General features: G+C 45.2%; 23 protein-coding genes. 14 read left to right on the plus strand and 9 right to left on the minus strand.

Features of this window, described 5'->3' with window-relative positions; all coding sequences use genetic code 11:
* Nucleotides 1-104: 104 nt before the first annotated feature.
* Nucleotides 105-542, plus strand: coding sequence for a bifunctional diaminohydroxyphosphoribosylaminopyrimidine deaminase/5-amino-6-(5-phosphoribosylamino)uracil reductase RibD (locus tag AB6E78_RS02360; protein WP_136982879.1), 438 nt, complete (start codon nucleotides 105-107; stop codon nucleotides 540-542).
* 17 nt (nucleotides 543-559) lie between these two features.
* On the opposite strand, the gene AB6E78_RS02365 is transcribed toward AB6E78_RS02360, so the two are convergent.
* Nucleotides 560-1,012: an NUDIX pyrophosphatase gene (locus AB6E78_RS02365; RefSeq protein WP_017060581.1), complete on the minus strand. Its 453-nt coding sequence runs from the start codon at nucleotides 1,010-1,012 to the stop codon at nucleotides 560-562.
* 291 nt (nucleotides 1,013-1,303) lie between these two features.
* Between AB6E78_RS02365 and AB6E78_RS02370 the strand changes: the two genes are divergently transcribed.
* The 3 genes from AB6E78_RS02370 (at nucleotide 1,304) to AB6E78_RS02380 (ending at nucleotide 5,024) form a co-directional block, all read left to right on the plus strand.
* A complete protein-coding gene (locus AB6E78_RS02370; protein ID WP_017060580.1) occupies nucleotides 1,304-3,016 on the plus strand; it encodes an RluA family pseudouridine synthase in 1,713 nt (570 codons plus the stop codon).
* 155 nt (nucleotides 3,017-3,171) lie between these two features.
* On the plus strand, nucleotides 3,172-3,552 hold the full coding sequence (locus AB6E78_RS02375) for a hypothetical protein (protein WP_017060579.1): 381 nt from the start codon (nucleotides 3,172-3,174) through the stop codon (nucleotides 3,550-3,552).
* A 311-nt stretch (nucleotides 3,553-3,863) separates the two neighbouring features.
* Nucleotides 3,864-5,024: a multidrug effflux MFS transporter gene (locus AB6E78_RS02380; RefSeq protein WP_372054481.1), complete on the plus strand. Its 1,161-nt coding sequence runs from the start codon at nucleotides 3,864-3,866 to the stop codon at nucleotides 5,022-5,024.
* A 201-nt stretch (nucleotides 5,025-5,225) separates the two neighbouring features.
* Here AB6E78_RS02380 and AB6E78_RS02385 read toward each other — a convergent pair whose 3' ends face one another.
* The 4 genes from AB6E78_RS02385 to AB6E78_RS02400 all read right to left on the minus strand — a co-directional run bounded on the left by AB6E78_RS02385 (nucleotide 5,226) and on the right by AB6E78_RS02400 (nucleotide 8,575).
* On the minus strand, nucleotides 5,226-6,584 hold the full coding sequence (locus tag AB6E78_RS02385) for a Na+/H+ antiporter NhaC family protein (RefSeq protein WP_372132543.1): 1,359 nt from the start codon (nucleotides 6,582-6,584) through the stop codon (nucleotides 5,226-5,228).
* A gap of 189 nt (nucleotides 6,585-6,773) precedes the next feature.
* Nucleotides 6,774-7,538, minus strand: a complete 765-nt coding sequence (locus AB6E78_RS02390) for a hydratase (protein WP_017069213.1) — start codon at nucleotides 7,536-7,538, stop codon at nucleotides 6,774-6,776.
* 206 nt (nucleotides 7,539-7,744) lie between these two features.
* Complete coding sequence (locus AB6E78_RS02395; protein ID WP_017069212.1) at nucleotides 7,745-8,050, minus strand: DUF3861 domain-containing protein; 306 nt, start codon at nucleotides 8,048-8,050, stop codon at nucleotides 7,745-7,747.
* 33 nt (nucleotides 8,051-8,083) lie between these two features.
* A complete protein-coding gene (locus AB6E78_RS02400; protein WP_017069211.1) occupies nucleotides 8,084-8,575 on the minus strand; it encodes a DUF2798 domain-containing protein in 492 nt (163 codons plus the stop codon).
* A 97-nt stretch (nucleotides 8,576-8,672) separates the two neighbouring features.
* On the opposite strand from AB6E78_RS02400, the gene AB6E78_RS02405 reads away from it, so the two are divergent.
* Nucleotides 8,673-9,098: a MarR family winged helix-turn-helix transcriptional regulator gene (locus tag AB6E78_RS02405; protein ID WP_017060573.1), complete on the plus strand. Its 426-nt coding sequence runs from the start codon at nucleotides 8,673-8,675 to the stop codon at nucleotides 9,096-9,098.
* Nucleotides 9,099-9,209: 111 nt separating this feature from the next.
* On the opposite strand, the gene AB6E78_RS02410 is transcribed toward AB6E78_RS02405, so the two are convergent.
* Together AB6E78_RS02410 and AB6E78_RS02415 are read right to left on the minus strand one after the other, a co-directional pair.
* A complete protein-coding gene (locus AB6E78_RS02410) occupies nucleotides 9,210-10,271 on the minus strand; it encodes an MBL fold metallo-hydrolase (RefSeq protein WP_029235615.1) in 1,062 nt (353 codons plus the stop codon).
* Nucleotides 10,272-10,458: 187 nt separating this feature from the next.
* On the minus strand, nucleotides 10,459-12,243 hold the full coding sequence (locus AB6E78_RS02415; RefSeq protein ID WP_372132546.1) for an SgrR family transcriptional regulator: 1,785 nt from the start codon (nucleotides 12,241-12,243) through the stop codon (nucleotides 10,459-10,461).
* A gap of 602 nt (nucleotides 12,244-12,845) precedes the next feature.
* On the opposite strand from AB6E78_RS02415, the gene rimK reads away from it, so the two are divergent.
* Together rimK and AB6E78_RS02425 are read left to right on the plus strand one after the other, a co-directional pair.
* Nucleotides 12,846-13,751, plus strand: a complete 906-nt coding sequence (gene rimK, locus AB6E78_RS02420; RefSeq protein ID WP_004740040.1) for a 30S ribosomal protein S6--L-glutamate ligase — start codon at nucleotides 12,846-12,848, stop codon at nucleotides 13,749-13,751.
* Nucleotides 13,752-13,783: 32 nt separating this feature from the next.
* Nucleotides 13,784-14,212: an ATP-dependent zinc protease gene (locus tag AB6E78_RS02425; protein WP_372132549.1), complete on the plus strand. Its 429-nt coding sequence runs from the start codon at nucleotides 13,784-13,786 to the stop codon at nucleotides 14,210-14,212.
* 146 nt (nucleotides 14,213-14,358) lie between these two features.
* On the opposite strand, the gene AB6E78_RS02430 is transcribed toward AB6E78_RS02425, so the two are convergent.
* Nucleotides 14,359-15,147, minus strand: coding sequence for an MBL fold metallo-hydrolase (locus AB6E78_RS02430; protein WP_104216066.1), 789 nt, complete (start codon nucleotides 15,145-15,147; stop codon nucleotides 14,359-14,361).
* Nucleotides 15,148-15,349: 202 nt separating this feature from the next.
* Here AB6E78_RS02430 and AB6E78_RS02435 point away from each other — a divergent pair, with 202 nt between their 5' ends.
* The 7 genes from AB6E78_RS02435 to AB6E78_RS02465 all read left to right on the plus strand — a co-directional run bounded on the left by AB6E78_RS02435 (nucleotide 15,350) and on the right by AB6E78_RS02465 (nucleotide 22,529).
* The gene (locus tag AB6E78_RS02435) at nucleotides 15,350-15,952 is read left to right on the plus strand and encodes a 2OG-Fe(II) oxygenase (protein WP_017064899.1); all 603 of its coding nucleotides are present in this window, start codon (nucleotides 15,350-15,352) and stop codon (nucleotides 15,950-15,952) included.
* Between the two features lie 305 nt (nucleotides 15,953-16,257).
* Nucleotides 16,258-17,550, plus strand: coding sequence for an extracellular solute-binding protein (locus AB6E78_RS02440; protein ID WP_372132552.1), 1,293 nt, complete (start codon nucleotides 16,258-16,260; stop codon nucleotides 17,548-17,550).
* Between the two features lie 242 nt (nucleotides 17,551-17,792).
* Nucleotides 17,793-18,674 carry an ABC transporter permease subunit gene (locus tag AB6E78_RS02445; RefSeq protein ID WP_017064901.1) on the plus strand — a complete coding sequence of 294 codons (882 nt, stop codon included), beginning with the start codon at nucleotides 17,793-17,795 and terminating at the stop codon, nucleotides 18,672-18,674.
* Between the two features lie 38 nt (nucleotides 18,675-18,712).
* On the plus strand, nucleotides 18,713-19,555 hold the full coding sequence (gene ugpE, locus AB6E78_RS02450) for a sn-glycerol-3-phosphate ABC transporter permease UgpE (protein ID WP_048609023.1): 843 nt from the start codon (nucleotides 18,713-18,715) through the stop codon (nucleotides 19,553-19,555).
* Nucleotides 19,545-20,855 carry a sn-glycerol-3-phosphate ABC transporter ATP-binding protein UgpC gene (gene ugpC / locus AB6E78_RS02455; RefSeq protein ID WP_372132555.1) on the plus strand — a complete coding sequence of 437 codons (1,311 nt, stop codon included), beginning with the start codon at nucleotides 19,545-19,547 and terminating at the stop codon, nucleotides 20,853-20,855. The genes ugpE and ugpC overlap by 11 nt, the downstream gene beginning before the upstream one ends.
* 56 nt (nucleotides 20,856-20,911) lie before the next feature.
* On the plus strand, nucleotides 20,912-21,631 hold the full coding sequence (locus AB6E78_RS02460; protein ID WP_372132558.1) for a glycerophosphodiester phosphodiesterase family protein: 720 nt from the start codon (nucleotides 20,912-20,914) through the stop codon (nucleotides 21,629-21,631).
* 160 nt (nucleotides 21,632-21,791) lie between these two features.
* Nucleotides 21,792-22,529 carry a sulfite exporter TauE/SafE family protein gene (locus AB6E78_RS02465; protein ID WP_372132560.1) on the plus strand — a complete coding sequence of 246 codons (738 nt, stop codon included), beginning with the start codon at nucleotides 21,792-21,794 and terminating at the stop codon, nucleotides 22,527-22,529.
* A 104-nt stretch (nucleotides 22,530-22,633) separates the two neighbouring features.
* Here the strand turns inward: AB6E78_RS02465 and AB6E78_RS02470 are convergent, their stop codons facing one another.
* Nucleotides 22,634-23,407, minus strand: a complete 774-nt coding sequence (locus tag AB6E78_RS02470) for a murein L,D-transpeptidase family protein (RefSeq protein WP_017064906.1) — start codon at nucleotides 23,405-23,407, stop codon at nucleotides 22,634-22,636.

Genomic DNA, 23,407 nt, shown 5'->3' on the forward strand with positions numbered 1-23,407 from the left:
CGAACATGCCCCACTTATTAGCTTATTAAGTTAGTAATTAACCAACTCATCAACCACGCGTGGCGACTAGCTGCTACGCTCTCTCGTCATACTGAGTAACGACCATGAACCAACAATACATGCTGCAAGCACTCGAAGCTTCGCGCCAAGCCTTACCTGATTGCCAACCAAACCCGCCAGTAGGCTGCGTTTTGGTGAAGAACGATAAGGTGGTGTCTGTTGGGTACACGCAAAAAGTCGGCGGAAACCACGCCGAGGTTGAAGCACTGAATAGTTATAACGACAAAACGGACGGAACAATGGAGGGGGTTACCGCTTACGTAACTTTAGAGCCATGCTCTTTTGTTGGCAGAACTCCCGCTTGCGCCAATACATTGGTTAAAGCAGGTGTAAAACACGTAGTCGTGGCGATGCTAGACCCAGACCCTCGCAATAATGGTCGTGGTGTTGCGATCCTTGAATCGCACGGTGTGAAGGTAGATGTGGGGTTATGCCAAGCGCAAGTGAGCACCTTTTTAGCCCCTTACCTTGGTAAGTCCTAGATCTTAAACAGCCAGTATTAGTTCAATTTCACTCGATAAAGCGGATTGACTGGCTTATCGACAAAATACGACCAAATATGATCGTAGACGGCATGTTGGTTGGGGAACGGCGCTAACGCTTTTGCTTCTTCTAAATTACACCAGCGGTACTCGGTGTGTTCGTCATTCAGTTCAATCGCTTGGTTGGGTGGGCATAGCACCGCAAACACAGGGATTAGCTGAATCACATTCACGTGCGCCTCATAAAACTGCTCCAGAAACTGCGCGTTATACAAAGCTTCCACTTTAATTTGGGTCTCTTCTTCAAACTCGCGCACGATAGCCTGCCAGCCTGTTTCACCCGCTTCAATCGAGCCTGCGACGTGACACCAAAACTCACCTTTAACACGCTTCATTAATAGCATTTTCATTTGTCCGTCGCTCTCTGAAATAGCGACACCGGAAACAATCGAAGTATTGAGTGGAATCATAACGTTACCTTAGTTTTAATAAGAGGGCGGCAAGGCTACCACCCTTGGTTTGTTAAATTGTCTTCTATGATTAAAAACGAGAAGTTACTCATCAATTAATGGTGTTCAAGCTATAACTCATGGGTTCAGTATTAACCGTCTCGCTTAGCTATCCAGTAATAGAACCATTTCTTATTTGAGGCGCTTTTCGATAAAGAGTAGAATCGCCGCCTTGTACTGTGTTTAACGTCTCTGAACATACACAGTAGACTCACAACCATTTATCACCACGATATAAGTATTAATACGACTATGCACTCATCAAAACCAACGCACGACTCAGAAAACAGCCACACACCTGAGCATTGCTTCACTCGTTTTCAACAGCCGATCGAGTCATATTCGTTGCCTGAGCGTTTCACATTCCCGTTCTACTACGAACCGCACCCATTGTGTGAAATCGCTTCTCATCAGCTTCAACAATATCTAGAAACTCAAACCGACTGGCAGCATGACTTCGGACTTGATACTGACGCTGGTCGCGGCAAAATGTTTGGTGTGTTATTGGTGAAAAGCCCTGAAGGTGAATTGGGGTACTTCTCTGCTTTTTCAGGGAAAATCGCCGACCAAAACCTACTGCCTCACTTTGTACCGCCCGTGTTCGACATGCTCAGCAGCGACAGCTTTTTCCATCAAGACACAGCCGACATGATGGCTGTCAACGCTGAGTTTAAAGCGCTGCAAGCAAATACTGAATACCTTGAATTGTGCGAGCAACTGGCACAGCAAAAAGCGCAAGCCGAGCAAGAGATTGAAGCTCAACGTCTATTGATTATTGAAGGCCGAAAAACGCGTAAAGAACAACGTGAACAAGGTAAAGAAAACCTTGATGAGCAAGCTTTCGAACAGCTAAATAATGAGCTAAACAAAGCCAGTGTTGCCGACAAGAACCAGCAGAAGTACCTAAAACTTAACTGGGAACAGACCCTGCAAGTGTTGCAAGCTAAAGTTGATGTGTTCAACACTCAACTGGCTGAGCTAAAAGAGCAAAGAGCACACATTTCTCATCAGCTTCAACACAAGTTGTTTTCACAATACGCTTTCCAAAATGCGGAAGGAAACGTTGAAGACCTTAACCAAATCTTTGAAAACACGCCAAACAAGATACCACCAGCTGGCTCTGGTGAATGCGCTGCGCCTAAATTGCTGCAATACGCGTACTTACATGGTTACACGCCACTGGCATTGGCTGAATTTTGGTGGGGCCGCTCTCCAAAGTCGGAAATCCGCAAGCACAAGAAATACTACGCTTCTTGTCAGAGTAAATGTGTGCCGATTTTAGGCCATATGATGAAAGGCCTAGAAGTCGATCCAAACCCATTGCTAGAGAACCCAGCAGAAGGCAAAGAGCTGGATATTCTGTTCCAAGATGAGCACATCGTGGTAGTACACAAGCCAGCAGGTTTTCTATCTGTGCCGGGTAAAACCATCAAAGATTCCGCCTACACACGTGTTCAAGAAATGCATCCCGATGTTGAAGGCCCATTTGTGATTCATCGCTTAGACATGGCGACCTCTGGCATTCTAATCTTCGCTCTCACACGACGTGCGAACAAGAGCTTACAGAAGCAGTTCATTACTCGTGAAGTCGAAAAGCGTTACGTGGCAATGATTGAAGGCGTTCTAACAGAAAATGAAGGCTATGTTCGACTACCATTACGTGGTGATTTGTATGACCGCCCTCGTCAAATTGTCTGCTTCGAACACGGCAAGCCAGCAGAAACCAAATGGGAAGTGATTGAGCGAAACGGGCAAACCACTAAGGTTTACCTGCATCCTAAAACAGGGCGTACACACCAGTTGCGTGTTCACTGTTCACACCAAGAAGGCCTTAACATGCCTATCGTCGGTGACGGCTTGTATGGCAATAAAGCCGACCGATTGCACTTACACGCAGAAAGACTTGCGCTGCACCACCCAGTCACCAAAGAGTGGATGGAATTCCAGTTCGACGCTGAATTCTAAAATCTCTCATTAGTACCGAGCTTTGACAAGGAGTCACAACCGCTTGTGGCTCCTACCTCTTTTGGGTATATCTCCACGCTTATTGCACTACATCAAGATTCACTTTGTTGTGAAGAGTAGCATGCCCACCTTCTTCTCTCCTTGAGGCCTTTGATATGTCATCAGCTGCTTTGAATTTACAACCTAACAAACTGACTTCCCCATTAATTGCAACTCAAGCACCAAGCTTGAAGCCAATTACATCCAAAAAGCCAGACTTAAACTCGGCAATGCTTAACTTAATTGAAGAAGTTAAAAACGAACTCCCACTTTACGAGTCAGAGACGTTTATCTGTGGTCCAAAAGGAAATTGCTCGGGTTGCTCTAAGAAACTACTTGAGATGGTCGACAGCGAGTTAATGTATTGGGAGCACAGTATTTCCATTGGCCAAGGCCCTAACTTCGAAGAACTGCGCCGCTTTGGTAAACTATGCAGCAGCGTTCGACGTGGTTTAGAGCGTAACGGTTTAGTCGAAAAACGCCCAAAGAAAAGATAACAAGCCAAGTCGATAATCATTACAATGTGTCGCTGGCGATTACAAGCTACACTGCTACTAACTGATTGAACTCGTTAGCTATAAAAGCAATAATGTTTTGTAATACAATTCAGTGCACAGACCGACTTCGTAGATTCGAACTCATTAGAGATAAGTTCATCGTTACTTTCACCATATTCTTGAACGACTCTATCCTTCTTGTCTGACGTGCCTTAGCCTTCTGTATAGCAATATCACACCAATTAAAAACCTATTTTGGACAACGGAGAGCCACCTTGAAGAGACCACAACCAGTACTGGGAAAGACCGGTATGCTATTTTTTCTCGTCATAATAAGTGCTTTCCCTCCATTGACCATCGACCTTTACCTACCTGCGCTTCCGCAGATGGTCGACGTGTTTAATACTGACCGATCCATGGTCAACCTAACCCTGAGCAGCTACTTCGTTACTTACGCTATTGGTCTTTTATTTTGGGGGCCGCTCAGCGAGAAATTCGGTCGTAAGCCGATCCTATTAATTGGATTAGCGGGTTATATGGTCGCGAGCATATTGTGCGCGATGACCAATAGCATCGAACAGTTAATTGGTGCTCGTGTATTCCAAGCCTTTGCTGGTAGTGCTATCACCGTTATCGCTACCGCCATTGTCAAAGATCTTTATGATGGCAGAGAACGTGAAAAGATCATGGCGACTATCATGTCACTGGTGATCATCGCGCCAATGGTTGCGCCTGTATTTGGTGCCTTTCTACTGAAAATTGCGTCTTGGCGAATGATGTTCGTCACCCTTGCCATTTTTGGTGCATTTGCGTCAGTATTAGCTTGCTGCTATCGAGAAACGCTCGAAACCAAATACCAAGGTTCCATGTTCCGTTCATGGGGAAGAATGGGCGTGGTCATGAAAAACAGCTCGTTCCTCAAGCTACTGGTCATTTTCTCTATCATACCGATGGCGTTGATGGGCTTTCTTGCGGCGGGTTCTTATATCTACATCGATCACTTTGGATTGACCGAACAACAGTTTAGCTACGCGTTCGCATTCAATGCATTATGCGCCTCATTTGGTCCAACAATTTACATGAAGTTGTCCTACCGAATGCCGGTTCAAAAGGTCATCTCAGGATGTTTTGCTTTATTGGCGCTTGCGGGCATCTTCACCCTAACCATTGGCGACCTGTCCCCTTGGTTCTTTATGTTCATCGCTGCTCCAGCAACATTAATGGCGATCATCATGCGAGTACCGGGCACCAACTTAATGTTGAATCAACAAGATCATGACACGGGCTCTGCCGTCGCACTGATTCAGTTCTTCAGCATGATTTGTGGTTCGCTTGGTATGGTATTAGTTTCAATACGCCCAGAGTCACTGATTGAAAACCTAGGCTTTATTCAATTATCCATCGGTACGCTAGGCGGCCTGATGTGGTTAATGGTTAGAAACAAAGAGTTCGTGACTAATAAGCTGAATTAAAGCTCTCAAGCCTAATTGTCATTCACACTACAATAAACTTGAAAACCGCTATAACGAAATTAGAAACCGTCTACATAGGCGGTTTTCTTGTATTTGAAGACGTACATTGAATTTTCAAGCCATGAGTTTCACGCACAAAAAAGCTCCTATTAAGGAGCCTTCTTATCAGAGCCAGTGAGCACTCAGTTTGGTCAATTGTTACTAAGCTTGAGCCACTTGACGTGCTGGGTGTTTAATAAACACAGCAACCACAGCCACGATTGCAAGAGCAAAACAGTAGTAAGAGTTAGCTACAATATCCAAAGGCGATAGGTTAAATACCGAACCTAACAGCAATACCTGAGCACCGTAAGGCAATACGCCTTGAATCACACACGAGAAAATATCCAATAAGCTTGCAGAGCGGCGTGGAGACACGTTGTTCTCTTCCGCCAGTTGGCGAGCCACACTTCCAGATACAATGATCGCTACCGTGTTGTTTGCAGTACACATGTTAACCATAGACACCAAGCCAGCAATACCTAGCTCACTTGCGCGGCCATTCGCTTGCTTAGAGTGAGAAGAACCAAACGCACGAATCACACCGCTTACAAGGTTAGTCAGGAATGCCAGACCGCCTTGACGACGCATCAGCTCACTCAAACCACCAATCAGCATCGACAGTAGGAAAATTTCCTGCATATTGCCGAAACCTGCATAGATGTCTTGTGCGTAATCCGTCAAGCCATAGTTCTCGACTGAACCTAAGCTAACGCCACCCGCCAGCAAGATGCCGATTGTCAGCACAACGAACACATTCATACCTGATACTGCAAGAATCAAGATAGTGATGTACGGCAGTACTTTCAGCCATTCAATTGGACCCGTTTCAGGAACTTGAGTCGCTGTGCTGTTAAAAGCAAAGATAACAATCGCGATAAGTGCAGCAGGAAGTGCTATACGGATGTTCTCTTTAAACTTGTCTCTCATCTCACAGCCTTGCGAGCGAGTCGCGGCAATCGTGGTATCTGAGATGATAGAAAGGTTGTCACCAAACATAGCGCCACTTAGCACTACGCCAGCGGTTAGAGGAATACTCATACCAGCTGAGTCAGCAATGCCTAGTGCAACAGGAGCAACCGCAGCGATAGTACCCATAGAAGTACCCATTGCCGTCGCAATGAACGCCGAAATAAGGAAGATGCCCGGTAGGATCATGCTCGTTGGGATAGCCGATAGACCAAGGTTTACCGTCGCGTCCACACCACCAGAAGCTTTAGCCACAGCAGCAAAAGCACCCGCTAATAGGTAAATCATACACATTGCAATAATGTCTTTGTGACCCACGCCACCTAAGAACTGCTCGATCGCACGGTTCAATTTATCTTTGCTCAATAGCAGCGCTAACATCACGGCAGGCAGAGCCGCAATCGGAGCTGGAAGCTGATAGAAAGCAAAATCGACGCCTTGTAGCGACAGGTATGTACCCACGCCAATAAACAGCGCAAGGAAAACGATCAGAGGGATAAGCGCCACTGCCGAAGGGGCAATTACCGCGTTAGAATTTTTTGAATTGGACATGGAACGACAACACAATAGAACAGGAAGGAGAGCAGACTAATGTCACACTTAGAACTTGTCAACGTCTAGACGTCTAAACGCCTAATTTAATGCAAAGTAATAAGAACCCTATTGAGCATCACGTAATAAAAAAGGCTATTTACTCATCAGTAAACAGCCTTTCGATAACAGATAGTGCGTCGCTAGAAGTTAGCGTTTCTGCTTGAAGGTTACTTGGTATTCGCCAATACCTTCATAATGGAAGGTCGTTGGTTTATCGAATTCCATTTCCACGATACCGCAGTAAGAGCCCGTGATAATTGCTTCACCCGCTTGGAAATCAACACCACGACGCGTCATGTAGTTAATCAGCCAGTAAATTGGGCTTGGTGGCAGTGTATTCGGGTGCTTACCGTCGAATGCTTGAACTTGCTCGCCTTGAGTCACTTCAATACTGATCTCTGCAGAAGTGAACGCTTTTTCGCGATCAATCTCAGGGCCAATGAATAAGCCTTGGTTTACTAGGCCATCGGCCAGTTTTTCATAGAACTCAGCGCCGCTGTCATCCGCAAAACGAGATTGCATTAACTCAAGTGCCATGTGACAAGAACCAATCGCTTCGTTGATTTGCTCTTCGCTGTAGCCTTCTTGGTTTGCAGGCAGACTCTTAGCAAGAGTAAATGCAATTTCAGGCTCAACACGCACTACATCGTTGTCTGCAAACAGTTCACAAACTTCGCCTTGTTGAACGCTGCCCGAGAAGATTGGCGCAACAACAAACTTGTCTTCAGCCAGAGGAAGTAAGCACTTCCAACCGCCGACTTTATCGCTTTTCAAATCGATCATTGAAGATTGGATCTTTAGCGCATCTTCCAAGTTATTCGGACGGTACTGTTCGTCCAATCTTGGTGCTTTGGTGCCAGCAACGCGACGACTCAACAGTTCTTCAGCTGCTTGTTTAAATACATTTGTCATATAATACCACCTTTAGTTTTATGACCAGTATAATATCGGATTTCTTAAAGCTTGAATAGACAATTCAACAACGGTGCTACACCGAAAATTCAGCCATCAATTTTCGCATATTCTAGACGCAAACAACTGAAATTATTTTGATTTAAAGACAACAAAAGCCAGTAAGTTCGTTACTGGCTTTTCGATGTGTTGCTGATGGTTAGGCTTTACTGCCCTTTCAAGGTCTTCTTAAGGTTTTGCATGAAGTCTCTGAAGTGAGGCATAAAATTAACAAACAGAGGATGCTTTCTATCTTGCATCATCAATGGGCCGAGTAAGCGGATACTCACGCCTAGTCGTGCTGCTGATTGCTCATCTAAGCCGCTGTCTTGTTTGATCTTCTCAACAATCGCGAACATGTTTTCTCTGTCTTCAATTTCAAACTGCATGGTTTGAAGTTCGCGGTCTTCTTTAACGCTCACTTCTTCAATAGTGATGCGGTAGTTATTGTGTTTGCCTGTAAATGCTTTCATGTGGATCTCCTACAATGCTGTGAAATGTTTTGGCTAGCTCTTCATGAATCGTTCTAGCTTAGGTTTAACCGTCATCGACATTACGACCATGATCGTAAGGCCAACAGGAAGCGCGGCAATAAATCCATTAAACCATCCACTGGTAAACGCCGATGTATCCGAAAATCCAATGTTATTTGCCGCTGTTACAAATGCCATCATGGACTCCATTATGAATGCCATGATCAGTCCTACGATCAGGTTGCGAACTTTCTCGCTATAAGTTGTGAACACTCTAGCAACGGCTTTGGTGACTAAAGCCATCATCACCGTGCCCATTGGCATCATGATCACGACAACAAGGGCTAACGAAGAAAGCCAGTTGCCAATAAATTCCTCGCCGAATCCGACATTCATGTAAGTCATCACAGCCGTTAAACTGCCGCCAATCGTCAGCATTAAGCTCATCATGACCAAAACTTTGTATAAAACCGGTGTGCCTTTTTGCTCAGGAAGAGTTGGCGTTAGAGTTGCTTGAATCGTCATATCTATTTCCTGTCTTGAATTTACGAACAATTAAGTTGATAATGTCAACTATAAATACAGTAGTTGATAATGTCAACTATATTTCTAAGGATCGTTTATGTCTGATAACACATCGCTAGAATCAATCTTTCGTCTAGTGCACTCTTTGAAACGTCAAATGAGCGAACAGATTGAGAGCTTAGACTCAGAGATCGCACCTATGAACATTCGTGTCATGAAGATCATTACTAAGAAGTCTCCATGTACCGCTATCGATATCGCACACTTCCTAGATCGTGATAAAGCACAGGTCACTCGGCTCATTAATGCCTTGATCAATCAGGAACTTGTGAAGAAGTCTCCGAACCCGGAAGACAAGCGCAGCCAGTTATTGGTTCTGACTGATAAGGGTCAAGAGATCATGAGTAAGGTCTCGGATATCGATCGAGACATGCTGAAGAGAATGACCAAAGGCATGGCCGAAGACGAGTTAGAACAATTCAGAAAAATTGCGAAGAAAATGGCGCAGAACTTAGAAAGCTGATCTTAAAAATAAAACTAAAATACGCCACCGAATCGTAAGATCGGTGGCGTTTCGTGTATAAGTTGGGTTGTACAGCTTAGTGGTTTAGCTATGTCTATTTGGATGACAGCTCTAATTCGATGCTAGTTTCCACCATGCCTGAACAGGTACAGGCTCTGAGATCACCAAACGTTCACCCATCACCGGGCTTACCATTTGTACATCTCGCTCTTTGCTAATCGCCAGTGCTTGTTCCATTGGGTCTTGCCAATCATGCATAGAAAGGTCGAAGGTACTGTTGTGGATTGGCATCATCACCTTACCTTGCAGATCAATGTGTGCCTGAACACTCTGTTCTGGGAACATATGAATATCCGCCCAAAGTGAGTTATACGCACCCGTTTCAACCATGGTTAAATCAAACGGCCCAAAACGGTCGCCAATCTCTTTAAAGCCATTGAAGTAACCAGAATCACCGCTAAAGAAGACTTTCTTGTCTGAAGCGTTAATAACCCAACTGCCCCACAGTGTTTGGTCACGATCAAGCAAGCCACGACCAGAGAAATGCTGTGTCGGTGTCAACGTGAACTCAATGTCTGAGGCCGTTGCCGATTCCCACCAGTTCAATTCGATGATCTTCTCTTTATCCACGCCCCACTTTTCCAACAGTGCGCCCACTCTTAATGGCACTAAGAACGTCCCTACTTTGTCGGCTAATACCTTCACGGCACCTTTGTCTAAATGGTCGTAGTGATCATGGCTGATCACTACCACATCGATGTCAGGTAGATCTTGCAGTGAGATTGGGGTTGGGTGAAAGCGCTTTGGCCCCATCCATTGCACTGGTGATGCTCGATCACTGAACACAGGGTCAGTCATCACTAGCTTGCCATCTAGCTTCATCATCACACTTGAGTGACCTAAGCGGTACGCAACGTCTTCTGTCTCTTCGATCAATTGCTCGGCTGTCATCGGAATCAAAGGCAATGCAGCACGTGGCACTGGCTCATTTCTTTCCACGGTTACATACGCTTTCAAGATTGAAAAAATATCAGACATGCCCGATTTGTACTCTAACTCACTGTTAGCAAACTTCTTTGGAAGCTTATCTAGATTGTCATTTGATTGTGAACCTGTGCTTACGATAGCGACCACGGCAAGTACTCCTAAAATCGGTAATAGATATTTTTTCATTGGTATCTCTTCAACCGTTGGGAAAGACCCAACTCAAAAACTACACTGACTAGTTTACATACCAAAACCAAAAAGTAAACCACAGAGTGTAATTTTTAATTTATCTAGACGTAAGCGTGTCAAAGTCGATTTTGGAAAAACCAACTTTGGCAACGAGTTAACTTAGTTATTTAGCTAGTCAGAAAGGTTAATCAGCAGACCATACATTCTTGAAATCTGGCCATCCCCAGTTGGTGATGGCTACGTTTTTAAGAATCCCTTGGAAACGAACGGTCTGTAAGTGATGGAACATAGGCACTAACCAATAATCTGAGATCAGAGTAGACGCGATAGGTTCTAGCTCTGCCAAGTAATTAGGCAGTTCCACGGATGCTTTATGACTATCCAAGCGCTGCTTGAGCCAATCGCTGTTCATCTCTCCCAAAGCAGAGTGCAAAACAGGGTCGTTCATCATCCACGAGAACAGCGAAGACGGGGCATTGTCATCGAGGTTCAAGTTAGACAGCACCAAGTCCTCCTTTAACTCGCCACTCTGAGAGAGCTGCGCCAACTCTCGAAAACTGTAGGTGTTCACCTCAACTTCCACACCATATCGTTTGAGTATATCGGATACGCAAATCGCACATCGATACAACGCATAATAGTCGTAAACCGCAATACTCATCTTTTCCGGCAGTTGTGCCTCTTTCGAAGGCGTTCGATACAATTTCTGCCAACTTGGCAGTATATTTTGAGCTAAAGAGACACTAAACAAACCCTTGTTGTGTTCCAGCTGAGACAAAATCGCTTGTGGGTTGGTCAGTTGTGAAAGGTATTTGCGCTGCTCATTATTTAGTGGGCTAGCCGCTGAGTTCTGATTGAACAGGATAAACAAGCATCCATCCTCGACTCGGCTACGAAGGCCGTCTGTGTCTGCTGAAACAAGGTCCGCATCGCTTTTCCCTAATTGATGGAAGCAAGAAGAATCTTCATAAGGCGATACGTGCATTTGGCTATCATCGAAACGAGCAGTGCCCGTCATTGATTCCTCAAACTGCCAGATGGTCACCTCATCGGTTAACGAGCGACAACCATAATAATGCTCAAATGCGGCGAGCTTGATTCGTTCGTTGTTGGCATCAACCACTTTAAATGGGCCGGTTCCAATAACAGCATGGGACACGGTACTTAATGGCGACGGTTCACGGGTGACTTGCGCTGCGGGTTGAATCGAATATTTAACGCCAGCAAGTAAACCAGCAAAGCCGGTATCTGCTTTGGTGAGTTGAAAGCTGATCCTCAATGGCTGCTCACTGTAAACTGAAGCGACATGGGCGAGCTCTGTCTGATAGAAAGGTAAGGTTTGCAACGCAGAAAACATCGAAACTAATTGCTTAGCATCCACAGGTTGCCCGTCATGGAAAGTAAGTCCCGGGCGCAGATAGAAAGTCCAAACCAGTTGCTCAGTGTCATATTCCCAATGGTGAGCTAATTCAGGCTTTAACTCACCTTTACCATTACACGTCACTAGGCAGCTAAAAACCTGTCTTATCAAAAATCGTTCGCTACTGCGGTGTATATGGTGCGGAAACAAATCCTCAAACTTACGCTTATAGGTTAATTGAACGTGCAGCAGCCCTTCACGCATGGTCGCGCCGGAAGTTTCTTGCAGTAAAGAACCAAACACAGCGCGGTCATTATCCAATATGGAAAGTGCTTTTTCGTACTTGCCCTGCTCTATCAGTTTACTTGCAACATGCTGCGCCAACTCTGAATTGCTAAAACGCAGTGTTAAGTTAGAGCGTTGATTCCTGCCAACTTTTGGCTCCCACACCACCCATTCAGCTTGATGCATCTTACCAAGTAAGGTTCGAGCGTGACGCAAGCTTGTAAACAGCATATCCGCTACTTCGGCTAGGGTGACTGAATGAGAAATGTTTGGCTCGAACGACTCTAGCCGCGTGTAGTAACGCATCATGTTTAGATCAGACAAATAATGAACCTTTTAAAGATAGCTCTTCCTAATTAAGCCCAATATAAAACACATTCATCAAAAAGTAGTGTAATGCGACCAAAACAGGAACAACCAATAAAAATAACATCTGTTTTTTAGTTCCTCTTAATTATCCATAATGAACGGGTCAGCAACAAACCATAGGTTGTAAATAAAGCCTAACCAGAGAGAGTAATGACCATGAGAAAATACTATCTTAACAAGCTAAAAAGCACCTGCAGTAAGCTCGAAAGAGAAGCACTACGAACACTTTTAGATCTATGTAACTGGCGTTATTAGTACACTTTTTAGCACCGAGTAAACGCGAGTTGGGTACAACCTAATATGCTCCTACCCCCAATATGAGTTAGGTCTCAACTCGCTTTTCCATTCCAATTCCCCTCTCAAGCCTGCTGTACCAATAGCTCACACAATCGATAAATTTCCGTTGTCGACTCGACAAATTTAATTCGTTTTCTTAGTTGAACGAAAAGCCTTAAGGTTCGCCCCGAAGCAAGCAAGGAGCCTCAGAAAAAACTGAAAGCTCAGCTAACAACTAATTTATTTGCAGTTACCAATCAGGTATTAACTAAGGAAACGCCATGCGTATCGCAATTCTTTCTCGCAACGAAAATCTATACTCTACCGCTCGTCTAAAGCAGGCTGGAGAAGCACGTGGTCATCAGGTCGATGTTATCGACACGTTGCACTGTGATATAGATATCGCGAGTAACAATCCGAAGATTCGCTACATGGGTGAAGAGCTACCTCAATACGATGCTGTTATTCCACGTATTGGCGCTTCCATTACCTTTTACGGAACTGCGGTTGTTCGCCAATTTGAAATGATGGGCACTTTTTGTATCAATGAGTCAGTAGCAATCAGTCGCTCTCGCGACAAACTGCGCTCACTACAACTGTTGTCTCGTAAAGGTATTGGCTTACCAAAAACAGGTTTCGCTAGCCGCCCAGACAAGATTCAAGACCTGATCAAAAACGTAGGCGGCGCGCCACTTGTGATCAAGCTTCTTGAAGGCACTCAAGGTATCGGCGTTGTACTAGCAGAAACAAACAAAGCAGCAGAAAGCGTTATCGAAGCGTTCATGGGCCTAAAAGCGAACATCTTGGTTCAAGAGTTCATTGAAGAAGCAAATGGCGCAGACATCCGTTGTTTTGTTGTTGGCAACAAAGTAATTGCTGCAATGAAGCGTCAAGCTGGTGAAGGTGAATTCCGCTCTAACCTGCACCGTGGCGGCACTGCTCAGCTGGTTAAACTAACCAAAGAAGAGCGCGCAACAGCAATCAATGCAGCGAAAATCATGGGATTAAACCTATGTGGTGTAGATATCCTACAATCTAAGAACGGCCCAGTAGTAATGGAAGTAAACTCTTCTCCAGGCCTAGAAGGCATCGAGAAAGCAACGGGTAAAGATGTAGCAGACATGATTTTCGAATTCATCGAGAAGAATGCAAAACCAAACGCTAACCGTACTCGTGGCAAGGGCTGATTGAATACCGATAACTCATGATTGGAAAGAAAATGAACAATAAAATGATCATAGGGAATACCGAAGCACTTTGCTTACCAGAGTTAGGGATAACTGGACTACATACACGTGTTGATACAGGGGCTAAAACCTCTTCTCTACACGTAGACAATCTACTATGTGTTAAATCAAATGGTGAGAAATTCGTAGAGTTCGACCTTCACCCAGACGTTTATCACCTAGAAGAGACGTTGCGCTGCAAGGCGAAACTGAAAACAAGTAAGAAAATTAAATCATCTAACGGCGAAGTTGAACACCGTTGCGTGATTGAAACCATGCTAAGAATCGGTGGCCAACAATGGCCGATCGATATCACGCTAAGCAACCGTCAAGACATGACTTACATGATGTTGCTTGGACGTCAAGGCATGAGTGACAAAGTGATTGTTGACCCTGCGGGTGAATTCCTGCTGACTCACTAATCCGAGTCATCGTAACCGCTCCACAGGTTATAACTAAAGCTACTCACAACGATATAAGGCCAGTCTCATGACTGGCCTTATTGCTATCTATTTTTCTATTTCTACTTTCAGCTCTGAATACACGACTTTGCATTCAAGCTTCTGATCTATTTCTTCGATTTACCATGAGATTGAAAACCAAATCGCCCAATCGATAAAAGTAATTTCTTGGTTTTGATTTTCGTCACTCGCCAATGTGTAACAGGCCTTCTTGGGGCACTCATCAACAGGTGTTCAAAAGCCTTCTGACTGAAATCGACTTGCCCACCATGCGCCACCAGCAAGGTATCGAGCTGCATGTCATAAATGCGCGATACAGACGCTCGATACTTATTAGGGTGAAAGATAGGAAACGGCGGAATCAGCTTCTTCTTAACCTCGACCATTAAATCGGCCACATAAGCCACGCTGTGTGATGGGCAATAGACCGAGAGATCACGGTCGGTATGGCCCGGTGTTTCAAGAACCAACCAATCATCAAACCCTGGAATACTATCCCCATCAGACAGCTTGTAGTCCGGCTTTAACTTTCTTGAATACCATAGGTTTGCTTTAGGCTTGCCTAAGCGGTTCGCCATCCACCTAGCAAGCGCTAAGTCGGTCAGGTGCATCAAAATGCCATCGATGCCGTGATACCAATCTTTGTCTCGGTTTGCTGCCACCAAGTTACAGCTCGTGAGCTTTCTGAGCTTGTGCGCTGCCCCTGCATGGTCAGGATGCATGTGTGTCACCACAACCGTGTGGAGATCAGAAAAATCACGCATAAGTTCGGTTTCAATAAAAGCCTTCAAATGCGGAATATCGGCTCGACATGCGCCATCGAGCAACAGTAATTTGTCCGGATACTCCACCAAGTACATGTCTTGGATGTAACCTTTAATGGTATGCAGCTGCAAACCCACTCCTTGTGATAATTCAACTGGTCAGACCTACACCATAGCAAACTCACATTTATTTGTAACAAATTTGTTAACTATAAAATCACATCAAAGTACCATGCTCTTCCGCTCTTTTATCGTGACGACAAAATACGTGATTTGTTAACCTAAGTTATTAGGACTATATATGCGCCTCTAATTTATTGTCTGAGTGCTATACATGAACCAACTAATCGATGCTCTTTCTACCCAAGGCTACTTTGTTTGGGATGACTTCTTAACTCATGAAGAAGTGGTGGCATTGAGGGATTGCATTCCAGAGAACTGGAAAAAGGCTAGGATTGGCCGTAACGATGAAGTAACGCGAGAGTCGACCATTCGTAGTGACAAGATTCAATGGGTGCGCCGCGATATGGGTCAGCCAGCATCTCTGTTCCTAGACAAAATGGAACAAATTCGTTTAGCGGCAAACCAAGCGTTCTTTTTGGGTCTGTTCGAGTACGAAGCGCACTTTGCTAAATACGAAAAAGGCGACTTCTACCAGAAGCACTTAGACTGTTTCAAGGGCAATGAAAACCGCCGCCTGACCACTGTGTTCTATATGAATGATGAGTGGACAGAAGAAGACGCTGGTGAACTTGTGGTTTACGACCTAAAAGACAACCACATCACGACCATTCCACCAAAGTCAGGCCGCTTATTTGTGTTCTTATCTGAACAGTTCCCACACGAGGTACTGCCGACAAACACAGAGCGATTCAGTATTGCAGGTTGGTTCCGTATTAACGGCGTGAAAGACAACCAACTCGATATCGCACACTAGAACAAAGCCGATTATAACAAGCTCTAGCTTATTCAAAGCCTCTCCTTCGAGAGGCTTTTTTATGGAACAAATATTGAGCGAGTATTGAACAACATACCTCTTAAAAACCGCACGTAATAAATATCAAAATCATCAATAACTTTTCTCTTAAACCAAATCGAAATGAATCTTTCATATCAGTGAAACGGTTTAGCCACTTAAGTGAAATACGCCCTGTTCAAGATAGCTTCAAACGACACCCCTACCGTCTCGTTAACACTCTAATCCAATACCTCGACATCGATTTCATCCAAAAGGAAACGAAGATGAATAAGCTAATTTTGGCAGGCGTTCTTTCTGCGACAGCGGCAATGCCAGCGTTCGCAACGACTCAAGTCACTTGGTGGCACGCAATGGGCGGCCAGCTTGGAGAAACAGTAAACAAAATTGCGACCGACTTTAATGCGTCACAAGATGATTACCAGATCACGCCAATCTACAAGGGTTCATATACAGAGACCTTAACAGCCGGTATCGCGGCATACCGAGCAGGTGAAGCACCTAATATTCTGCAAGTCTTCGATGCAGGCGCAGCAACCATCATGAACGCGAAAGGCGTCGCGAAACCGGTACAGGATATTCTGGTTGAGTCGGGCTACAACTTTAATTCAAACGATTACCTAGCGGGCGTTCGTAACTTCTATGCCGACAACCAAGGCAAGATGGTTGGTATGCCTTTCAACAGTTCGACACCGGTTCTTTACTACAACAAAGATCTTCTCGCGGAAGTGGGTGCAGACGCGCCTAAAACTTATGAAGAACTAGAAGTCGTTGCTAAGAAGCTGAAGGCAGAAGGACACATCGCGTTTTCTCAATCTCTGACGCCGTGGATCATGTTTGAGAACTTTAAGTCTCGCCACAACCTGCCGGTCGCAGATCAAAACAACGGCTACGATGGCTTGTCCACTAAGATCATGTTCAACACCAAAGACATGATGATGCACGTTAGCAAGATGAAAGAGTGGTCAGATCTCGGTTACTACAAGTATTACGGCAGCGACTGGGATGCAAACCAAACCCCTTTCGAGCGCCAAGAAGTGGCAATGTGGATGGGTTCTTCAGGCTCATTCGGTGGCTTACGTAACCGCGTACCTTTCGAACTCGGCACCACATACCTTCCATACTGGAAATCGGTTAACCCAGACGCAGGCTTAACCTTCATTGGCGGCGCAGCTCTGTTTGCACTCAATGGTCATGACCAGCAACAAGACAAAGGTGTCGCAGCGTTCTTTGATTACCTGACTAAGCCTGAAACTCAGGTTTACTGGCACAAAACCACTGGCTATGTACCTGTAACAATGGCTGCTTATGAGCTAGCGAAAGAGTCTGGCTACTACAACGAACAACCAGACGCAGAAGTGGGTGTTAAGCAGCTAAGCCTAAAATCGGGCGAGTGGACTAAGGGCTACCGCTTAGGTTACTACCCTCAAATTCGTGAAGTGATGCATCGTGAATTCGACAATATCTTCGCCGACCGCTCTAGCGTCGAGAACAGCCTAGATAAAGTCGAAGATGAGAGCAGCAAACTGCTGAAACGCTTCGCTCGTACGATGAACTAATTTAGCTTTTTAACCAAAGCAGATTACTGAGCTAAAGGCTTTACAACCGAAAGCTGTTCATTGCTCCTCACCACTTGTCACTGAGTTATTAAAAACGCAATGGCAAGGAGTGAGGAGATTCTTCACTAGCGCCATTTCTTGCTCCAAAAACTACAACTCAACTGGATGCATTCCTTTGCTATAGCGCTAGTGCTCACCGTAACTAACAGTGATAACAGTCACTAATTTTTGGGGATTACCCTGTGGAACGACGTCAGCAATTCTTTCACTCTCCGCTGCCTTACCTATTTTTGGCGCCTCAGATACTCATCATTGCGGTTTTCTTTATCTACCCTGCGGCAAAGGCAGTTTACCTGTCCTTCATGCTAGAAGACCCTTGGGGCACCTCATCGATATTCGTGTGGTTCGAAAACTATCAGATGCTATTCGAATCGAGCGAGTATTTGAACTCGATTGGCTTCACATTAATGTTCGCAATCGTGGTCTCTTTCTTATCGCTTGCCTTAGCGCTGCTGCTCGCGGTTAAAGCCGACAACATCATTCACGGACAAGGCGCTTACAAGGTCACTCTTACTTGGGTTTACGCGGTTGCTCCTGCGATTGCAGGCGTAATCGGTGCTTTCTTGTTTAACCCACACATTGGCGTGTTTACCGAGATATTTGCGGTTATAGGTTGGGACTTTAGCTTCCAAACCGACCCTGTGGATGCCACGTTTGCTCTGATTTTGGTTTCGGTGTGGAAACAGGTTTCGGTGAATTTCATCTACTTTCTAGCTGGACTTCAATCGATCTCTTACGCCGTAAAAGAAGCGGCAATGCTCGATTGTGTCAGCGACTCAAAACGTTTCTGGACCATTACTTTCCCGCTACTCGCACCTACAGGCTTCTTTCTTCTGGTCATCAACCTCACCTACTCGTTCTTTGAAACCTTTGGCGTGATCGACACCATGACCAATGGAGGCCCGGGTGGCGGCACAACGTCGTTGGTGTACAAGGTCTATCGAGACGGGTTTGTTGGCGCAGATTTAGGCGGCAGCTCTGCGCAGTCAGTTGTGTTGTTGCTATTGGTGCTCACTCTTACATTTATCCAGTTTCGCGTTGTAGAAAAGCGTGTTCATTACTAACCCACTACAGCTAGGTTTTAACGCGACAGGAGTTATTTATGAAAAGTAATAAGGTCTCTGACCACCTAATTTTAATTGCTGGGATGCTGTTCATGTTGGTCCCTATCTGGCTAATCTTCGCCAGCTCGACGCATAACCCGAACACCATTGTCAGCGAAGGCCTGCAATGGGTACCAGGCGATAACTTTACGGCCATTTATAGCGAAGCTTGGAACAAAAGCATGGGCTTCAGTGGCGAAGTCACCGCCAGCAAAATGATCGCCAACTCGATGATCATGGGGCTAGGTTTTGCGATCGGTAAGATCATCATTTCGATGATGGCTGCGTATGCTTTGGTCTACTTCAGACTGCCTTATGCTACAGCTTGGTTCTGGTTGATCTTCGTGACGCTTTTGCTGCCATTAGAAGTGCGCATTATCCCTTCCTATGAGGTTGTCGCTGGGCTTGGGCTTCTTAATAGCTACACAGGTTTAATTCTGCCTTTGATCGCCTCAGCCACCGCGACGTTCTTTTTTAGGCAGTTCTTCAAAACCATCCCCGATGAATTGTTAGAAGCCGCTCAGCTAGATAACGCAGGTCCATTTCGATTCTTTGTCGACATCTTATTGCCACTGTCTAAAACCATGATTGCCGCAATCTTCATCATCATGTTTGTGGTGGGTTGGAACCAATATCTGTGGCCAATCATGATGACCACGGACGAAGGCTACAACACCATCGTGATGGGCATCAAACAAGTACTCAACAACATCAATGAAACCAGTTTACCGCGCTACGACTATGTTTTTGCCATGGTGATTTTAGCTATGTTGCCACCCGTTTTAGTGGTGGTTGTATTTCAACGTTGGTTTGTAAAAGGGCTAGTAGAAAGTGAAAAATAATAACGACAAAAATCAAATGAACGATAACCGCATTCAATCACTCGCTGAGTACAAGATGTCTCACCTGCATTCTCACCAAGCTATCCACAAAAATACAGAGGACACCCCGATGCCAAAGTTAAAACAAACGTTAGGGCACACCCAAGCCACTCACAACCATACGCACAAAGCACCTACCATGTTAGGCATCAAAAACTTGGTAAAGACTTATGAGAACGGTCATCGTGCAGTGAAAGATGTCTCGCTTGATATCGAAAAGGGTGAATTTCTTGTGTTGGTTGGCCCATCGGGTTGCGGCAAGTCTTCTATCCTACGTTCAATAGCGGGGCTGGAAAGTATCTCTGGCGGAGAGATTCACTTAAGTGGCCGCCGTGTTGATAACGAAAAGCCAGCTCAACGAGATATCGCAATGGTCTTTCAAAATTACGCACTCTACCCTCACATGACGGTATACAAAAACCTCGCTTATGGTTTAAAGAACCGAGGTGTCAGCCAACACGTAATTGAAGAGAAGATTGAGAAAGTCGCCAAGACACTAAAGATCGAAGAATACCTAGATCGCAAGCCAGCCAAGCTTTCGGGTGGTCAGCGCCAGCGCGTTGCTATGGGACGAGCGATTGTACGCGACCCTCAACTGTTCCTGTTTGACGAGCCTTTGTCTAACCTAGATGCCTCATTGCGCGCTCACATGAGGTTAGAAATCAAAAAGCTACAACGCGAGCTAGGCGTAACCAGTGTTTACGTGACTCATGACCAAGTCGAAGCCATGACACTGGCAGATAGAATCGTGGTTCTCAACAAAGGTCAGATAGAACAAGTCGGCACACCAAGAGAAGTTTACCACCAGCCTGCCAGTACCTTTGTGGCAAGCTTTATTGGCAGCCCCGCGATGAACTTCCTAACTGCCACGCTCGATGATGGCTATCTTGAAATCGGTGATCAACAAATGTACCTGCCAGAGTACGCGCACGTTAAGAACGCGACTATCACGCTTGGCATTCGCCCTGAACACTCTGAGGTTTGTTCCGAATTAAAAATGAACACCTTGCCTCTCGAACTGCGTATCAGTGTGGTTGAGCCATTGGGGCCGAATCAATTGGTTCATGGCCTGGTGAACGACCAACCCTTTATCGCCGTCACGCCAGAAACGACACTATGCCAAGTACTGCCGCTCGGAGTAAGCATTAATAAATCCAACCTGCATATTTTTGACAGTCGTGGGAAGCGTATTCAGCCGAATAACTTTACTTCACAAGAGTCACGCGAAGAGACGACAAGCATAACGACGGCTCTCGCTTAATCGAGTACACTGATATTTAATGCGTTTTTACGGTGCGTCTTTAAGAAGGATTAATTATGTCGTCTATCATCGTAGGTCATCGGGGTGTAGCAGGTACTCACCCAGAAAATACCAAAGCAAGCATTGAACAAGCCGCTAAACTCGGCTTGAAATGGATTGAAGTAGATATTCAGCCAACTCAGGATGATCAACTTGTGGTTTGTCACGACCACACCCTTGAGCGCTGCAGCGATGGCAAGGGGCGTGTCGACGAACACACCCTTGCAGAACTGCGTCAGCTTGATTTTGGCAGTTGGAAGTCTGAGCAGTTCGCAGGTGAAAGAATATTAACGTTGGAAGAGTTGCTCGCGCTTGCTGAACAGCATGATCTCAGCGTGAATTTAGAGATCAAAGTCGACAGTCGACATCAAGCGCCTCATGTCGTTGATTTGCTGCATACCGAGTTGATTCGTTCAAATCTAGACACCGACAGAGTTCTGCTTTCAAGTTTCAGCCATCAAGTCGTTTCTGAAATGGCTCGTCACCTGCCGAGAAACCGCGTAGGTCTGATCACAGAGCAACTGACTCAAGCCGACTTGATGTTGATTGACGAGGTTAAAGCGTTCAGCTGTCACATGAACTACGAGCATGTGAATCAGAGCGATCTTGATACACTCAGTGAAGCAAACATCCAAACATGGTGCTACACAGTAAACGATCCGTCTCACTTCAAATTCATCTCAAAAGTAGATGCCGTATTCACTGATTTTCCGAATCAATTTACCTCTATAAATTGACCAAACAAATACCGCAAAAACAACCCCGAGAGACTTTAAAATTAACTCTCGGGAAACCTTAAAATTAGGTAGCAAACACAAGTGAGTAGGAGTACATTCCGCTACTCACTTGGTTTCATTAGCTCGCTCTATACAGACAGCTTCATTGGTTACTTAATTTATGGATCTCATTTTTAGTCCAACCTTCCCAATTTTGGGTGCAATCTTCATTTTCGCCGCTATTGTTCGTGGCTTCTCAGGTTTCGGTTTCACCTTAGTGGCATTGCCATTAAGTGCGTTATTCGTGCCTGTTATCGAACTGGTTCCTGTCTTCATGTTGATCGATCTCCTAGGCAATGTTCAATTACTGCCTAAAGTTCGAAAACACGTTAACTGGCGCTGGGTTTTAAAGGTATTTATCCCTTGTTTTGCCTTCACACCAGTCGGCTTACTTCTGCTTAAATCCGTTAGCCAAGACACGATCATCTTGATCATCAGTGCCTTCATTTTTGCGTCTGCACTTATGATCTACAAAGGTTTCCAGTACAAAAGCGAACCTAGATTTACTCCCTATATTCTAGGAAGCCTTGCGGGTGTAATGAACGGCGCGGCTTCGATGTCAGGGCCTCCAATTGGCACTCATGCATTAGCAAGCCCAGTCGGTCCGCACATTGCCAGAGCAGGCCTGATAGCCTTCTTTGTATTGGCTGATTCCACTGCGTTTGTTTCGGCATCTATCGCTGGGTTAGTCGACCGCGATGTAGTTTGGCTGACTCTCGCGCTTCTACCAAGCAGCATGTTTGGCGGTTATGTGGGTTCTAAACTGTTCGAAAGATTTGGTGGAGCGAAGTTTAAGCCAGTCACCATTACATTGCTGATTGTGATTGCAATATTCAGTGCAGGTCGAGTCTTACTGTAACGGCTTTAGCGTTTAATTTTGGACGTTGCTTTTACGAATTGGTTTCGCGAATTGATTGCGCTAATTGACTGCGGAAAGTGATTAAGAAAACTGGGTACCAATGACTACCATTCGATATGGATAGGGGTACCCATTTTTACAAGTTGGAGAAACTCATCCATATCTTGATTGGTTAACGCGATACAGCCATCCGTCCAATCAAAACTTTGAATAAAGCTCGGCGAACGACGCTCGCCGTTTTTGATGCCATGGATTTTGATGTTTCCTCCAGGATCTACATCATTTTGCTCTGCCCATTGCATATCCGAAGGTTGCGGATAGTTAATATGTACTGAGCGATAAAAGTCCGACTCTTCCATCACATAATCGAGCTGGTATTCCCCTTCCGGCGTTCGGTTGTCCCCTTCAAAGCGTTTATGCCCTTTCGGTTGTTTGCCTAGCGCAATACGAAACTCCTGAATCACCTCTTCACCTTTTAGCAGATACATCCTACGTTTCGATTTATCGACTTTAACTAACGTAACCACTTGCGACAGCGAATCTATCTCAGATGCGCTATCCGGTACGTTGTAAAACTGTCGAGAGGAACTTTGAGGTGGACGTTTCGATGACCCTTGAGAAAACTGAGCTACCTTTTCATCAGGGCTACTGTTAAGAACATCATCCACAATAATCACATGCTCGGAGTTTGAGCTCGTGGAAGAGGTTGAGTTAGATGAAGACGTTGAGACACGTTGAGAATGAGCCGGTGCAGACTCGAATACGATGGTTTCGATAGCGGTCGCGTCAGAGACTATTTTCTCGACCACGACTTGCTCAGCATTCGCGTTCGAAGCCACAAACAGTAAACACAGTGATAAAGGCAGAAACAGACGCAC

The organism is Vibrio sp. 10N.247.310.98 (assembly GCF_041467395.1).
Classification (GTDB): domain Bacteria; phylum Pseudomonadota; class Gammaproteobacteria; order Enterobacterales; family Vibrionaceae; genus Vibrio; species Vibrio crassostreae_C.

Bases quoted from the DNA above. Each gene is read 5' to 3' on its own strand.
- rimK (WP_004740040.1), top strand. From the start codon at position 12,846: ATGCGTATCGCAATTCTTTCTCGCAACGAAAATCTATACTCTACCGCT.
- AB6E78_RS02460 (WP_372132558.1), top strand. From the start codon at position 20,912: ATGTCGTCTATCATCGTAGGTCATCGGGGTGTAGCAGGTACTCACCCA.
- AB6E78_RS02375 (WP_017060579.1), top strand. From the start codon at position 3,172: ATGTCATCAGCTGCTTTGAATTTACAACCTAACAAACTGACTTCCCCA.
- AB6E78_RS02440 (WP_372132552.1), top strand. From the start codon at position 16,258: ATGAATAAGCTAATTTTGGCAGGCGTTCTTTCTGCGACAGCGGCAATG.
- AB6E78_RS02405 (WP_017060573.1), top strand. From the start codon at position 8,673: ATGTCTGATAACACATCGCTAGAATCAATCTTTCGTCTAGTGCACTCT.
- AB6E78_RS02425 (WP_372132549.1), top strand. From the start codon at position 13,784: ATGAACAATAAAATGATCATAGGGAATACCGAAGCACTTTGCTTACCA.
- AB6E78_RS02360 (WP_136982879.1), top strand. From the start codon at position 105: ATGAACCAACAATACATGCTGCAAGCACTCGAAGCTTCGCGCCAAGCC.
- ugpE (WP_048609023.1), top strand. From the start codon at position 18,713: ATGAAAAGTAATAAGGTCTCTGACCACCTAATTTTAATTGCTGGGATG.
- AB6E78_RS02395 (WP_017069212.1), bottom strand. From the start codon at position 8,050: ATGAAAGCATTTACAGGCAAACACAATAACTACCGCATCACTATTGAA.
- AB6E78_RS02400 (WP_017069211.1), bottom strand. From the start codon at position 8,575: ATGACGATTCAAGCAACTCTAACGCCAACTCTTCCTGAGCAAAAAGGC.
- AB6E78_RS02435 (WP_017064899.1), top strand. From the start codon at position 15,350: ATGAACCAACTAATCGATGCTCTTTCTACCCAAGGCTACTTTGTTTGG.
- AB6E78_RS02370 (WP_017060580.1), top strand. From the start codon at position 1,304: ATGCACTCATCAAAACCAACGCACGACTCAGAAAACAGCCACACACCT.
- AB6E78_RS02465 (WP_372132560.1), top strand. From the start codon at position 21,792: ATGGATCTCATTTTTAGTCCAACCTTCCCAATTTTGGGTGCAATCTTC.
- AB6E78_RS02365 (WP_017060581.1), bottom strand. From the start codon at position 1,012: ATGATTCCACTCAATACTTCGATTGTTTCCGGTGTCGCTATTTCAGAG.
- AB6E78_RS02385 (WP_372132543.1), bottom strand. From the start codon at position 6,584: ATGTCCAATTCAAAAAATTCTAACGCGGTAATTGCCCCTTCGGCAGTG.
- AB6E78_RS02410 (WP_029235615.1), bottom strand. From the start codon at position 10,271: ATGAAAAAATATCTATTACCGATTTTAGGAGTACTTGCCGTGGTCGCT.
- AB6E78_RS02390 (WP_017069213.1), bottom strand. From the start codon at position 7,538: ATGACAAATGTATTTAAACAAGCAGCTGAAGAACTGTTGAGTCGTCGC.
- AB6E78_RS02380 (WP_372054481.1), top strand. From the start codon at position 3,864: ATGCTATTTTTTCTCGTCATAATAAGTGCTTTCCCTCCATTGACCATC.